We start from the raw sequence: 16,430 nt of genomic DNA on the forward strand, positions 1-16,430 counted from the left end.
ACCAGTTTTTAAAACTCTATTTCATTAACAAATTCAAAGTCTATCTGGCATTTCTAAAAAGCCCTTTGGCTTTGGTGAAGACAGGTTTACAACCTTGCTCCCGGAAACAGTAGAACTAGCATTATTAGTCGCAGTATTACTATTTTTAGCAATTAGATTCCCACTACCAAACAACACTTGATACAAAGCCCACACATCTGCTAATCGCACACCCATTCCTACTTTATCTAATGCTGGGGGAATCTCTATACCACCATTCCAGATCAATTTAACATTGCTGTAATGTGCCTCTAATTCTGGTTTAAGATATTCCGCAGTCCCACCACACAAAATCATCTCATTAATATCACGGGGTATTTCTTGTAATAACCAGCGCACTAATGCCCGAAAATATTCATCCCGACTAAGTTTGAGAGCAAAAGACATATCTTGAGCTTCTGCTAAAATCTCAGCTTCACTTTTACGTCGTGATAAGGTAGCTAAAACTTCCGACTTACATTCAGATCCTGCTGCTACCACCGCAGCTATCAGATGTGGATCATCTTTCGATAAACCACTACAACGTCTAACAAAATCATCCAACATCCATGACATCCCAAAGGTATTTGATACCCCCGGAGTTACTGCACCTTTATTAGATATCTGTACAGAAGCATTGCGATATCCCAACATTACTACCGCAAGATTACAATTCCTAATCTTTGTTCCCAAAATAGTGCGTCTATGTAGATAAATACCAACTCCTTCGGGGACAACATTCAAGTCTACCAACTTGATCCTGATTTCACCAGTAGGTGTATTAAAACATTTTAGTGCCTGTTTTAATTTAGATTCAAGACGCTCCCTATCTTGATATTCTGAAGGTGGTAATAAAACAGCAAGTGAAACTGTGAATTTGTTCATCAGTTTCAATTTTTGACTAACCACCCACAAAACACCACAAATTTTTTGTACTGCATTTTCTTCTTTCAACTGCTTGAGTAAGGAGTTACCACCATATTTTTTTCTCGCTAGGAAACCAATAGCATAATATTCCTCACCAATACCCACCCAGCAGGTATTCTCTGGATCTGTTTCACCTGATTTAGTTTTTTCATAGTTTTCTACTGACGCAACTGATACATCTGCTATTTCTGGTTCCATACACAGCAACGTAGGAAAGTCATTTTTATTAAATATACTTGCAATTGCTTTGGTTTGAGAACCACCTAAATCTATAGCCAGTGTCAAATCTGGGATTACACTATTTGTAGTTTTAGTCATGTTATTACTCCTTTTTCTATCAATGAACCGAAATATATTCTTTGTGATTTAATTTCGTTAATTATGATCCTAAAATTAGGTTTTACTTATTTATGGTGTTTATCCAAATAATGAACGGATATCCTGTCTAATAGCCGTTTGTTCATCTGTTAATTCCATCTGTACCTCTACATCTTCGTCCCAAAAGTCATCATATTGCCCAGTTTCTGGAGATTGAGTAACTGTGATGTTATTAGTAATTGTTGGTGCAACTCTACTTTTAGGAATAATAGGTTGTACTTCATCATTAGACATATCTAAAGCTATTCCTTCGCTTTCCATACTTTGCAAGATTGTTTTAGGTGATGGCAAATCAAACTTTAGCTCTATTTGGATGTAATTCCACTGTCGTGAAAGCTCGAAAAATGAATAAACTATTAATTTTTTTAATTGTTTTTGATCATGTCCACCTGACTTCACATATGCAACTGGTAGGAAACACATTTTGGCTGCCTCCCATAATAAATCTTTTATATCTTTATCAGGGTAGTTTAGTAAATATTTTAGTAACATTCCATCTAATGAATGTTCCCTATATCTAAATCTGATTCTAGTTTCCAATAATTTTTCTTCGCTCATATAACACTAAACCATCATTCTTATAATTTATATTTTCTCAGTCTCATGCAGTGAACCTTCTACATATATGTTTTTTTCTCATACAAAACTACTACAACTGTAATTTGTCAAACTAATAACTTAAACCTCATCCAAGTTTAAAACTGGAGTTTTTTGAAAGGTAACAGTATATGATTTAGGAATAAAACCCGATTTAAAAAACTATGCGTTTCAAAGTAGATGCGGTTTACTATGATTGTTAAACTCAACTAATCTTTGCTTAGATAATATAGTAACCAGGGGAAATATTTATTTCCTTTCGTTATATCCAACATATTGCAATATTAGTCAGTTAGTTGGAAACTAACAAAAAGTATAAATGGCTTATACTTTTTGATATATTTTTAATCAGCTTTTCTATACCTTGTGCTTATATTGTTAATATGCTTATATTATTAATACAAAACTAAAATCAAAACAAAATTTAAATTGCGACAAGAGTAATTGCATACTACAAAAGTAGCAACAATGTAGTTCATTAAATGAGTAATTATGCTTAATATTTTTTGTGGGTCAGAAATGGTCACGCAATGGGAATAGATTGGGGATAACATGGGCAATTTATACAAAAACAAACTGTCGAAGAAGCTATTGAATTCAAAAAACTCACCTGATTTGGGTTCAAAATGGGGACGCGGTGGGGACGATCAATTTGGTTCAACTTTTTGCGTATAGCACTGCTGTATAATCGTGAAAGTCTTACTGTATAAGTATTTCAGGTGATTCAATCAAAAGTATTTAATACTACAAAGCTAGGCAATAAAGTTGATTCCCTGTGAGACGCAAGCCATGTTTTGTTTATACGCTCTATACGCCTACCACACCTAAAAAATAGCCTCACAACAACTTTTTTCTGAATATAAAGTTTTTTGGAGATAGTCATGAAGTCCAACAAAACTAAGGGAACTGATGGAGTAGCTAAAAAAATTGTGTTACCTATTCGTTTTGCTGCTGATGAGTACGAGCAACTTAAACAAAAAGCAAATGAAGCCAGAGTAAGTATCACAGAATTTATTCGCCGTGCTGCACTTCGACGGCGTGTTGTGGAATTACCCCCTCCCCTTGAGTTAAATTGGAAATTGTACGCAGAACTAAATGCTATTGGGGTGAATCTTCACCAAATAGCTACAGCAGCAACTAAAGCGTCGAAAACAGGACAAGGCGTAAATATTGATCCTGAGCAGCTACAAAACTTAGTAGAATCCCTGCGTGCATCCATCAAGGAAACACAAATGCAACTGCTGGAGTGCGGGGTGACAGCTGCTGAATCAGAAGAAATTATTTGATTGGTCAAAGACGTACCGGAGATGATTGTGCTTCGCGCACTTTCAGCGAACTGCTTGCAGCAGCGCTAGTTCCCTCCGGGACGCTCCGCGAACGCTATCCCTCTAAAATTCACCAAATTTTCCCAAATCTCCAATAGTATTCAGCCCCACCCTAAATAACCCATCGTAGACATCGCTGAAAGGAGTTCCCTTGATTGGTAAGCAGTTTAAAAATCAAAGCTTTCGCTCCACCCTAGAATATGTGCTGGGGAAGGAGAAAGCCACCATGATTGACAGCAATATGGGTGGAACTACACCCATACAACTAACTAAAGAATTTGGTGCAGCCAGAAGATTTCGCCCCAATCTCCAACGTGCTTGCGCTCATGTCATTCTTTCTATTCCTCACCGCGATGTATCCCATGACAAAGGGGAATATCATGAACATTTAGAGGATGAACAATACACAGAAATTGCCCAGCATTGGCTCAAGTCCATGAAATTCTTGGGAGATGAATTAAATCAAAGCCAGTACGTTGTTGCCCGTCACCATGACACCAACCACGAACACATTCATATCATTGCTTCTCGTATTCGTATGAATGGCTCAGTCGTACCAGATTCCTGGGATTATCGCCGCAGTGAGGTAATATTACGACAATTGGAAAAAGAATACGGTTTGGAAGAGGTGTCTTGTAGCAGTGACAGGGTGGCTAAAACAGTGGAGAAAATTGGAATTGAAACAACTATTAGCGATCGCCATTCTCAAACCCAAAAACAAAAACACCACTCTTCCAATCAACCACCTATTACCCAACTGTTGGCTGACATCATTGATGCAGCTACGAAAGACCAGCCAACTGTTACCCAATTGATACAGAGACTTCAGCAACAAGGTGTTGTGCTTCATCCCCAATTTAATGCTGGGGGGTTGTTTAAAGAAGCGATCGCTTTCGAGTTGAATGGTGTCAAAGTCGGTGGGTATAAATTAGGGTCAGCATACAGCTTTCCAGGACTTCAGAAAAAACGAGGCGTATCTTATAACCCTGAGCGAGATTTAACAGCAATATATTCCTGTCGGGGTAAAAAACAGGTTGAAATGCCAGAACCTACTGTTGAAACGATCATGGCAGCATTAGCATTGTCCCCAGAGACCGAAATAGCATTAGTGAATACTGATAAAAGTACGCATGGACAGGAAACTGGTTTGGAAAGTAGTGCAATACCGGAGACTATCGCTTCACTCACAACAGACAACGTACAAACCAAAGCTCATCAAGATACTACTGCACCATTAGTTAATACAAATAGCAACGAGGGTAATCAAGAGATTGCGCGGAGCGCACTACCAAAGGCGATCGCACAAAATGCAATACCAAAAGAGATCGCTTCAGAAAAGTCTTCAAAAAATGCTCTTGACAGTGAACCTAGAAGTGCATTTTCTGTAGACGGAAATAACCAAACTTCCAGTCGAGTAGGTGATGCAATACCAGCCCTGAGCGCACACCAGGAGGGTACTAAACCAAAAAACTACGCTAACAGCATCAACCCCATTATCCGCCTGTTCTGGCAGCAAGCAGGGCAACCTGAAACATATTCAGGAAAATACTACGACCTTGAGCTAGAAAGAGATATTCTCAAACTGCGACGCAAAAGTGGAGAAGAAATTGCAGAACTTCCCCTCCGTGATGGTGCTGAAAGCAAAGATAAAGGTTTGACATCCGAAGATTTAATAATACTGGAGAGACTCGAAAAGTTGCTATTGAATCACAACCAGCAGCAAGAACCAGAAAATCAAGGAGAATTGGAGTAAATTTACGGTTTTATCAGCAATGCTTCAGATTTATATCAAATGATATAAAACACAAAATAAAACCTACCTCCAATTCTACTTTTTTTCAGTAGCACCATCACTGAAGTAACTTTTAGAATCTAATTTTAGGGAACTATTAGTAGTTATCTGTGATGTCTAAGTTACTAATTTCGCTTTGTTTCAATATCGTGTGTCTTGATCAAAGGGCAAAGTATCAACATCCTCAAAATTACGCAAATCTATTTCCATCTGCTCCCTGCGTTGTAAATAGGTTTTATTATCAGTAATTCTTGCTTGCATCTGCTGTTCACCAAAATTGATGCCCTGTTCAGCATATCGAGCAGACAATTTATTGTAATTGTCAACTTCAATTTTTTTACGACGTTCCATTTCTTCCAGCGATTGAACGCTAATACCAATACTATGAGCATATTTTACATACTCCGGCTTCAGTGACCCATCACCATTAAATTGCTGCTTCTCTTCTTCTGTGAAAAAGTCATAAGCAGTGTAATTTACCCAAGATTCAGGTTCTGTTTCATCCAAGTATTTAAGATGCTCATATTTTACTTTTAAGGTAGTTGCATAGTCTTCAATTGATTCATTATTCATTCCTATAGATAGCATTTGTTTTCTAGCTTCGTCTTTGAGAACTCCGTCTAAATTCAACTCTCCTCGGTGCATATTTAACCAACGAGTCAATCTTGACATAATCAAACCTCAAGAAATAAAAATTTGGTTTGGGATAAAAATTACCTAAAATTATGACATTAGAATTCAAGCACTTTGACACTAGACTAAATCAATGGATTCATACAGATGGCAATACCAAAAATGCCAACTCAATTTTAACTGAAAATCTAGATAATACACTCTTAGGATTTTTCTTACCAGAAAAGAATTTCTCTTTCGGTCAGATGGATGAAAATACCACGGCAGCAAATTTAAAAAATCATCCAAATGGTGATGTTCTGCTGTTGTCATCCAAAACTAGACTACTCTACGGTTCAGTAGAATGTTTAGAAGTCATTGAAAAACTTTGCCCAGATCGCAAAGACCGTGGTGCTTACGGTTCCATTTTCTTAGGTTCGTGTAAAAATGCCATCCATGAAAAGTTAAATATTCTAGTAGTAGATGATACTAATGGAGAAAATGGAGGCATATTACCAAATGATGTAGCATATAAATTTGTAGGTGACTGCTATGGTCAGATTACCACTAAACTATATGACCAAATAACTAACAGAAATGAACAAAAAGATAAAAGTTATCGTGTAGTACAGCATCGCTTTGGTTGGAGAGAACATGATGGAGAGGACACCAAATACCGATTTGGCAAAGGCACACTTCGTCCTTATAACTTAGACGAAATAAAATATGCAAATTCAAATAACAAACCTAAAATCGACCTCATTATCCCCATATCTAGCTTCAAGGGAACAGATAAAGATAACCCTTCTACACCCATAAAACCCCAAATCAAACCAGGTTTATATAATCAAACTATTTGGTTAGGTGAAAAATCACAGTCCCAAAAAGGTAAAACTGCCATCTCTCAATTACTAGCTTCTTTCCCCCAAGGTATCAAAGACTTTGCTGAAGAATTAGAAAAGCAAGCGCAAGAACTTGCAGAAATCCAGCAAGACCCCAGAAAAGTAGCACAGTTATATTGTGAAAAATATGAAAAACGTAAAGCTTTTATTGAACAGCAAAAAACTGAACAATTAGTAAATAAAGCAGTGGAATTATCTACTGATGACCCTAAGATAGATGAAAATTTATATACAGATGATTTACAAGAAGATAGTGAATCTGAACAAGATGACTTGTTAATGTACAAAATTATTAAAGCAGACTTACTTGGCCATAACCAACTGTTAGAAACTGAGAAAGTTAAACAAGAACTTACACGATTTGTACAAAATGAATGGCGAGATATTGCCCTTGGTCGTGTCCTCACCTTTGACCGGGGAATGATTATTCCCTCCAAAGAACTCAAAAATGGTGAGATTTCTGTGCCTTGGATAGCTGAGGGTGAAAAAATTCTCAACTTTCGCTCCCCTTTCCTCAATGCTAATGGTTTATGTGTTTCCATCAACAAACATATTGAAGATTACTTAGGACCAGATGGCAAACCATTGGCAGGAATTATCGTGGTCAACGATGAAGACCACAAACGCATTCAAGCTAGGATTGAATCCCTAAAAGCACAAGGTATTGAAACTGAAGAATTAGACCCCATAGAAACAGAATCAGAACGTCAAGGTCGAGACTTTGATGGTGACTGTATTGGTGTGGAATTAGCCAGTAAATATCCAAATTTGACCGCCGAAGCTGAATACAGAAACTTGCCTGAAAATGCTTATGCTCCCACAGTCAAACTGAAAAAGCAATCTTTTTACAGAGAAGATGGTACACAACCTGAATTTGAAGAAATCGCTATTCATATGAGTGATGGTATCAGCGTTGGTATTATCAATAATCATGTGACAGCATTAGAAGCTTTAGAGTCAGAAATTGAAACTTTAACAACTTATGGAAATTCTCAACAACAAACAGAATATTTAGACCAAGTTAGTAGTCATTATAAAAAATTAGTCAATTTAGAAAATAATCAAAACCATCCTCAAGCCATAAGGGAAGAATACAGAGAACAAATGCAGGAATTTCTCCAACTTGCATCTGTTCAAGATAGAAATTCTCAAGTGATAGAACAAGCAATGGCAATTAATCGGAATATTTACCGACAAATGATTGAAGCAGCTTGTTTCCAAAATCAAATTGCGGTGGATTTATTCAAAAGTGCCAAAAAACCTGATATGGAGGTAATAGCTGAAAACAAACGCTATCTTTATCGAGATGTTAATTATATAAAAGATAAAAAATCTTCATCTGCTTACTTGAAGGAAGGTATTAACACTACTGGCTATTCACCAGTAGATTTACTAATAAACCAAGTTAATAAATACTTTGAAGCTTCTCATTTAGAATCACGTCCTATTATCCAATTTCAAGATTTATTTAAAGGTGTAGAATTTACTCCTCAACAAAAATTTCAGGCTATATTAGCTAAACAGGAATTTGATGATAAATTCAATGTAGCCACCAGATTAAATAAACGTCGAGAAACTGAACAAGGACCTTATGCTGTTGTCAAAACAAGCAATGGTACAGAAATTACCATCACTAATCTCACTCGCTACGAACATCCAGGAATTTGGAAAGGTTCAACACTCAACATCCGTTTAGAAGAAATTCCAGAAAAATATCGGTCTTTGCAACGTCCCCATACTTTATTAGCAATAGCGCAAATTGATGGAGAAACGGAAAATGGAGAACCTAAATATTGCAAACTGGGAACAGTTAGTCAACAATCTGTAATTGACTATAAACTTAAACCAGGAATGATAACTCAGGGTGCAACATTAGTTGAACTTAAACCTGAACTGAGAGAAAGTCAAATCAAGTTACTGTTTCAAGAAGCTTATGCTGTTGCTGAAAATTTCTATAATTTAATTCCTGAAGACCAAAAATTACCAGCCGCAGCCGCAACATGGAATATATCAGCTTCCCGACAAGATGAATTAGAACAAGGAGATAATTCAAGTTTGAACTCTCGGAAGAAAGTTTCTAACTTTGTATTTGCAACTTTTGGTAAGGAAATAATAAGCCGATTAGATGAGTTACAATTTTCACAACCCAAGGTATTAGGAATTGGTAAGGAAGGAGATAATTTTGTTGATAGGGAATGGAATCCTCAAGAAAAATATTCAATAGAAATACAAGCCAGTCGCTATCCTCCAGGACATGAAAGACATAATTCTAGATTGATATTTGTTAAAGATGATGATGAAGAATACAAAGAATTTGCTGTTTTGGAACAAAGAACAGGCCAGTTACCAATTGGTACTCAGGCACAAGCATATATTAAACCAGGTGAATCTTATACAGCTACGGCAACTATTAATTTACCATCACAACCACCAATTAACATTACCATTAGAGAAATTAGCAAATTTTCTCATGCAGGTAAGACTTTTAATGGTGAACCAGTTACACTCACTATTGGTAATGTACCAGTTCCTATTGACACAGCTAAAATTAAATTGGCTGATAAAACGTTAGGAGAACTGGATGCTGATTCAATTCAAGAATTAAGAAAAATAAATTATTTAGCTAATGGTAATCCGCTACAACTTAAATTAAAATCTATTGGTGATAGTCAACATGAAGGTGGTTTTATTATTGCTGAATCACCTCATGGCAATTTATTAAAAATCAATAAAATTAATGTTTATGATTTTAAAGGTCAAGTTTTTACGGGAGAAGAATATAAAAGCGTTAGTTTAGAAGTACCAACCAGTAAAAATAGGGATGCTGTTTTTCTCTATGGAGAATTATTAGGAGTTCTTCACTATAAAAAAGATAAGGAAGCACTACAAAGTTTAGGATTGCTTAAACATGGTCAAGAAGGTTCTGTAAATTGTATATTACAAAGTAATTTTTCTCATACTTTTATTAATATTGATACCAGCACAGTAGAATATCCCCAAATTTGGACAAAGGAATCTCAAGCTTTTCAGGATAACTCTCAATTAAATACAGTAACACAGCAAGAGGTGATGGTTGAAAAAAGTGGACTATTGCTGGAAAAGATCAAAGAACGTCCGACAATATTGTTTACTAGTCAGGAAGATAAGGTACTGGGATTAATAGGAATAGCAGTGGACAACCACAAAACAGAATTAGTTCAGAATTGGTTTAAATCTAAAAATATTGAATTTAATGTTTTACCTCCACAAGATGTACCACTAGAAACGAAAAAAGGTCTTTCTGTAATTTACTTGGTTAGTAGTACAATTTCATCTGATGATTTTGATGCTTTAAAGGCAAAGTTTGGAGAACCATTAAGTGCTGACGGAAAAAATAGTGCTTACAATGAATATCTTAATTCCCTTCCCAATAGACCACATATAATAGGGGAAAAACTCGATAAAGTTCAGGAATTAGTTACAACTACAATACCTGTTATAGTTACACCCAATTTATCAAATAACAATCCACCGCAGCAAACAATACCTCAACCTAGAGATTCTGTCCAAGAAATTATTACTTCCCCCAAAAGTTCCAACCCACTTGCTAATCTCCAACCCCTGAATGCTGCTGTAGCAACGCATATGCAAAAGGATGTGGCAATGGCTGAAGTAGCTACTCAATTCATTGGTATATCATCTGCACCACCTGAAACACCCTCTAGCACCCGTAATTATCAACAAGCTTGGGGGGAAAGGGCAAATACGGGGGTGTATTCAGGCAATGACACAATTATGGTTTCAGGTTCTGGTCCTTGGAGGGGTGTTACTCAACAACAAATTCTGGAAACTTTCAATAAACATTATGTACCACTGATTGATCAGGCGATCGCTTCCAAAAGTTCCTTTGTAGTGGGTAATGCTGCTGGTACTGACCAACTGGTAAAACAATATTTAGAAACACAAGGATATAAGTTAGAAGCTGTCAATGATGGGTACACACGCGCAGTCAAACTAGAACAAGATACTACGCTTACCAATCAACAACCACAATCAGCTTCAGAAGTATCTTCCCCAGTACCTACACAGCCATCATCTGTGATGTCATCTCATGGGCTAAAGTTGCCTAACTCTACACCCATTTCTTCATCCAACATTGTTCAAAAAGAGATAGTTGCTGATAGAACTATTCAGGATCAAGAAACAACATTAGAAAAATTAAGAACTTGGTATTTGACTGCACAAAATTTAGGTAAGTCAGCAGAATATATTCAGCGAATTATAGAGGTTGGTAATGAATTTAAATCAGGTGTAGAATTAAGAGAAAAAGCAGTCGTAGCAATGAATAATGATTTTCAAGAACTACATTCTATCAATCGTCTTACCCAAATTACTCAACGAATGGGAGATGTATTTGGCATTCATCAAGAAAATGGAGAAGTTATAGTACAAGGTAAAGAATACTTGATTTCCATCAATAACTCTCATAAAGATTTAACGATTATAAAAAAAGATGGAAGTGTTTTATTAGATATTAAATTAGGACAAATTAATCAGAGTCAGGTGTCGGCTGAAGTTATTGATGTATTTGAGGAAATCAACAATAACATCAATCAATCTTTGGCATCAGTCAAAAATCAGTATCTTCAAGTTTAATATTTAATCAATTTAGTGTTTATTCAATTGATTGGCATAAATTTATGACAACTAATCCTTTAACTATATTCACTGAAGAATCAACCAAAATATCACCTGATATTTCCCCTGCTAAAGCTGCTTATATGTTAAGCCAACTTCTCGAATATGTTGACGTTGATTACAATGAATTAGAATCAATTCCATCAACAGAATCTGTAAGCGTTGAAGAACAAAGCGATGCTATTAAAACACTGGCATCTATTATTACTAGTCTCAATTCTGGAAGGACTATGGAAGAATCTGTTGTAATAGCATTTGAACCAGAGGAGATTCAGGTAGAAAATCCAGGGTTTATTCCTGAATTACCAGTTATATTAGCAGATGATTTAACTGTGAGTACAATAGAAAATGAGAAAGACAATTTCAATCAAATTAATCATGATTCAATTATAGTTTTAGTGGATGAACAGGAAGAAACTCAAGTAGAAATATATGAGGAAGACATTATGTTGTATGTCATTCCTTTGATGATAACAAGATTAATGAGGGAAGGAAGTTTAATAGAAAATAGTGAAGATGAAGAGATTAGAGTTTATCAATCAGATGAATTTACTGCTTCACTACAAGTTACAGCGACAGAGGAGCAAATTTTAATCCTGAAAAGAAAACAACATTTATATTCTGAAACAGAGGTTGCTTTAAATGCTGTTAGGAAAAAAAATTATGCTCATTTTCAAGTTACCACAAATCAATTAACAGAGGCAGAGATAGAAAATTTTAAACTGATAGCGTTAATGGAGTATAATCAAAGTAATCAATTACTTAAAAAGGAACAAGAATTAGGAGATTAATAGATTTTATTTATAAAAATGTGTTTTATTTATATTGTGACTTAGGATTCATTCAAAAATGAAAATTCTGTGATTACTTTCAGTTTAATAATCAACCAAAAAAATTAACAATTTCAGGAGAAGATTCAATTATCCATGTGGCTGTATTCCTTGGCATCTTAACATTTAAGCTGAATGCAACTGCTACAAGAATCATTTGTAGTCTTTCTGCTTCGGGAATATTTTCAATATTATTGAATATTTGGCTAATTATCTGGGTTGAAGCAAATGATAAAGGACTATTCTCAAACTTATTTCTCCAGTATTTCACAAAGAAAAGTAGAATTACTCGATAATAGATTTTTGTACATGGTGCAGGTAGACGATAAACAAAAGGTGCTATTACTAAATGTTCTAAAGCTGCTCCTGAAAGTGGGGTATCATTCTGTAGTGTCGCAACCAAATAACCAATTACTTTAAGAACAGCGTAATTTTCAGTATTGAAAGTTCTACTAAAACGTAAAATCCCATCATACGATGCTTCTTCGGAGTAAATCTGCTCAACTAATTCTGCTGCTGTTACCCAAAGATATGAATCGGTAGATGTCATACTTATTTGACGACAAATTGCAGCTACTTCTGTTGCTTGAGTTTTAGCAGAGTTAGTGTTATGAAGCGCAATAGTAGCAATCCTAAAAACAGTAGGAAGTAGACCAATTAGTACCGTATTCTGTTCAGCCTTGAACCACAGTTCACTAGGTTTATTACCTAGAATAGCATCGGCATCAAGTTCAAAATTCTTCGGGAATTTACCAGTTTGCATTTGATGTATACTAGCAGTGAAAAACAATCCTGCATCAATTGCAATATCTAGCACTTCCGCAAAGCAATTTTCATCCAATAAATATGGAATCGCCTCAAAACAAAGAGTTGCAACAACTCCTTGCTGGTTTGTTGCTCTTGCATCATCTATACCCTTTAGAGACCAAACTGCTGCCCTTTCGTTATTACCAATAGCTTCAGCAAAAATTGCTAAATTTGCCAAAATAGTAGATTCTAGATTTCTTCTATAATACGTAACTATCTCCGGGTTTATACGAAAAAACATTCCTCGTTGTGGTATTGCATACGGTTCTCCATTAGTTGTTGCTAAAGGAGGATTTCCAGTACGGGCAATTGATGTGAAATAGCCCGTAACATGACCAAATACTGTAAATAGTATTTTCCAATTATCTGTATCTGTTCTACAAACTAACAAATGTTTTATAGCTTTATCTAAAGATATAAATACAGCACTTATTTCACCGATAAAGCCTTGAGCAATTGCCTGTTCGGAAAGCACTTTTACTAAAGTAGTCTTATCAATATCATTAATATTTTCTGCTAAAAATACTGCTTGTCGAGCAAACTCAACCGCAAGGGATGAATCTTGTTCGCTAGTTGCACGACTCATACTCAAAAGAGCTTTTATCTGAACTATGGGATATACGTTAGTATTTTCGCTCAAAGCCTGACTTAGCCAGGTTACAGCCTCATTATTCCGGTTTGCATTTACTAGTTGTTGACCAATACAGCCCTTAATTAAAAACTGAACACGTGGTTCGCTAGATGCCTGTCTTAGCGCTATTTCTGCAACAGATATTGCAGCACTAATATTACGCTGATACTCTGCCAAAATGATAATTTTAGACCATATTGCACATGCCCATAGCAGTTCCAAGTCAAGCCTGTAAGCTCTTTCCGCGAAGTCTACATATGCTGCAAAAACTTCTGACCAATTTTGCTCTTCTCTAGGTTTTTCAGATTCTTTTAACCACAAATCTTCTGCGACTATTAAGCAACCTAACTCAGCTACTTCATGAGTAAAGGCAAAATTTCGTTGTTCGACAGTAAGTTGCTCTACTGTATTAATCCAGTCTAGAAGCTTTTCTGTAGTATCAATTCCTTGAGCAGTAGTCCAAATAGTAAAGCCTAAAGATGCTGAATCAGGTAATGCCAACTCATTAGTACCAGGTATATGAGCATAGGGCTGAAATTGTAGGGCTGTTCTTAAATATCTATTTGCACGTACTGGATCATCTACACAAAAGATAGAATGAACATTCATACAGGCTGTAATTACACCTATAGCATCATTTTCATTTGCTTCTTCTAGTAGGGTATCTAAGTTTTTTATGAGGTAGGAAATAGGTTTATTGTGTTTATTTCGAGCAGTAATTTGAAATCCACGTAAAATAATACGGAAGCTTAAATCCATTTCTTTTGGCAGTGGCAAACTACCCCACAAAGACAATAAGTTTCCATAATAAACTGCATTATCAACTTTACTTAGTTTATGGAGTGCCGATATAAGCATTAGTCCCGCACGATTAAAGTCTTCAGCTCCAAGAAAGTGAATAATTGCATTCTCAATATCAATTGAATTTAAATTATGTTTTGAGATAATAAGTTCAGCAAGCACTTGGTGACATGATTTCCGTGTTTCAGGTAATAAATTACTGCTACCAAGCGGTTTAACTACAGGAGAAATTAGTAACTGCTCATTAACATCACGTTGTACCCACAGTCCAATTAAAGTATATAAATGTTCAATTGCTCTCTGAATTGGAGGATTAACAGATGCAACTGCTTGTACATCCTTTTGAGAGAAGCTACCAACAGGTAAGCAAAGACGGTAGAGTAAATCTCTAGCATTTTCATCCTCAATAGAATCCAGTACTCGCTTTACCGTTTGACTGTTGATTGCATAACGATAATCACCCCTGAATAATCTTTCCTCTATGTCCCCGGTAGTTTGCCAATTATGCTGACGGAGATACCGTGCAATGGCCACAATTAATTGTGGATGTTGCTGTGCGAGTAGTATATTGATAAATCTGGTATCAGCTTGAATGATAGAAGCAGGTGATCCATATGCTTGGAGTATTTCAGCTACCTCGTTATCGTTAAAAGGCGGAGTTTCTGTAGAGTAGAGAATTTGCTCTCCTAGAAGCTCTTGAAGGGTAAATGTAAGCTGATATGGGCTAGTAGATAATAGCTTTACACCATACAAATTACACGCTCTTGCTAGTTGAACTAAACGTTCCGAAAGTTCATCACTTCCTAACAATTCAGGCAAATCATCCAGTACCAGTAATGCACCATTTCCTAAACTTTGGCAAATATGGCAATACCAATTATATCTATTACTTTGTAGTGGTAAATTTGTTAATAGTTTTAATGATTTGTCTAACTCTTGAACGGCTTTTTCAATATTTAAATCACGTAATTTTATCCAAGCACAACACGTACCAATATATTGAACAAGTAAAACAGCTAAGTGTGTTTTCCCTGAACCACTAGTGCCATATATAGCTAACCAAATAAAGTTATCATAAACTTTTGCTAAGGTAGTGACCGTTTTTACCCGATGACTCAATTGTTCAACTATTGGGGGAATACTTAAATCCGGTGGTTGAAAAATACAACTAATAGCAACATCAATGCCTTGCTGTTGAAACTCTTGTTGTAACTGGTTGTGAACTGGCGAAAAGGCATTAAGCAGTTGTATTAAACCTTGCTCTAAAGACAACACTCGTGGTTTTAGAGAAGATACTTGTGATTCCAAATTACAAAGCCTAATGACAACATTATTTAGTAGTTTGTGGTCATTTTCACTTAAAGTTGGAAGCGAAAGCTGCTCGATTAAATTCTGTATCGCCAGTTGCTTTATACTTGGTTGAGATAGCAGTTTAAAAACATAAAGAAATAGCCTTTCGTAAAGTTGCTCTGCTTCAATGTCATTTGTCACATATTGCTGTTGTATGATAATTTCTAAAATACGCGGACTTAAGGACTGAGCAGAAGGTGTTTCTGTACTCCACTCAAATTTATTAATCAGGTCAAGCAAATCATCATCGCTGGAAGTCGTTATGAAATTCCGAAAAATATTCCAGGTGGTGTCAGGTAATTTATCAGGCTTTTTGTCCCTACTTAAAATGTTACGAATACCAGTTAAAGCATCATCTTGTGAGATTGCTTGCAAACTCCCTCGACGAATTTGCTCCCAAACAAAAATACCTTCCTTTCTTTTGAGCGTTTCTGGCAAAGGTCGCTCCACTGTCACAGAAGCCGTCGTAGTATACAAAAAACGCAGGTTAATTCCAGAATTATTGTGACGATGTTCAACAAAGTTAGCGATCGCAGCAACAGCACTCCACAGTGTAATAGAATTCGTATAATTTTTAACCTGTTCCAGTAACCTTTGTTCGTCTCCCACTAATGAGCGTGATATTACATCAATATCTTCTCCACATTCTAGTTGTAAATATTCATCTGGCTGTAAATTTAGCCATCTCTCGATAGTCAAATCAACTTGATATACATATCCTCGAATAGTGTCCGAAGCATCGTTGTTACGGCGCGGAATAAATGTAGTCATTGTTGATATTAA

The 16,430-nt window shown here is 36.0% G+C and carries 8 protein-coding genes; 4 read left to right on the top strand and 4 right to left on the bottom strand.

Annotated features, from left to right (window positions below; all coding sequences use genetic code 11):
• Positions 1–33: 33 nt before the first annotated feature.
• Together A9Y75_RS24005 and A9Y75_RS24010 are read right to left on the bottom strand one after the other, a co-directional pair.
• Positions 34–1,263, bottom strand: coding sequence for a ParM/StbA family protein (locus A9Y75_RS24005; RefSeq protein ID WP_071192103.1), 1,230 nt, complete (start codon positions 1,261–1,263; stop codon positions 34–36).
• Between the two features lie 99 nt (positions 1,264–1,362).
• The gene (locus A9Y75_RS24010; RefSeq protein ID WP_071192105.1) at positions 1,363–1,881 is read right to left on the bottom strand and encodes a hypothetical protein; all 519 of its coding nucleotides are present in this window, start codon (positions 1,879–1,881) and stop codon (positions 1,363–1,365) included.
• A 920-nt stretch (positions 1,882–2,801) separates the two neighbouring features.
• On the opposite strand from A9Y75_RS24010, the gene A9Y75_RS24015 reads away from it, so the two are divergent.
• Entirely contained in the window at positions 2,802–3,206 is a 405-nt protein-coding gene (locus tag A9Y75_RS24015; protein WP_071192107.1) for a CopG family transcriptional regulator, read from the top strand.
• A gap of 190 nt (positions 3,207–3,396) precedes the next feature.
• Positions 3,397–4,998 carry a relaxase/mobilization nuclease domain-containing protein gene (locus A9Y75_RS24020; RefSeq protein WP_071192109.1) on the top strand — a complete coding sequence of 534 codons (1,602 nt, stop codon included), beginning with the start codon at positions 3,397–3,399 and terminating at the stop codon, positions 4,996–4,998.
• 180 nt (positions 4,999–5,178) lie between these two features.
• Here A9Y75_RS24020 and A9Y75_RS24025 read toward each other — a convergent pair whose 3' ends face one another.
• Positions 5,179–5,709, bottom strand: a complete 531-nt coding sequence (locus tag A9Y75_RS24025) for a hypothetical protein (protein WP_071192111.1) — start codon at positions 5,707–5,709, stop codon at positions 5,179–5,181.
• A gap of 53 nt (positions 5,710–5,762) precedes the next feature.
• On the opposite strand from A9Y75_RS24025, the gene A9Y75_RS24030 reads away from it, so the two are divergent.
• On the top strand, positions 5,763–11,186 hold the full coding sequence (locus A9Y75_RS24030; protein ID WP_071192113.1) for a hypothetical protein: 5,424 nt from the start codon (positions 5,763–5,765) through the stop codon (positions 11,184–11,186).
• A gap of 44 nt (positions 11,187–11,230) precedes the next feature.
• The gene (locus A9Y75_RS24035; protein WP_071192115.1) at positions 11,231–12,019 is read left to right on the top strand and encodes a hypothetical protein; all 789 of its coding nucleotides are present in this window, start codon (positions 11,231–11,233) and stop codon (positions 12,017–12,019) included.
• 91 nt (positions 12,020–12,110) lie between these two features.
• On the opposite strand, the gene A9Y75_RS24040 is transcribed toward A9Y75_RS24035, so the two are convergent.
• On the bottom strand, positions 12,111–16,418 hold the full coding sequence (locus A9Y75_RS24040; protein ID WP_071192117.1) for a hypothetical protein: 4,308 nt from the start codon (positions 16,416–16,418) through the stop codon (positions 12,111–12,113).
• Between the last annotated feature and the right edge of the window lie 12 nt (positions 16,419–16,430).

It is taken from the genome of Trichormus sp. NMC-1, from assembly GCF_001858025.1.
Lineage (GTDB): Bacteria > Cyanobacteriota > Cyanobacteriia > Cyanobacteriales > Nostocaceae > Anabaena.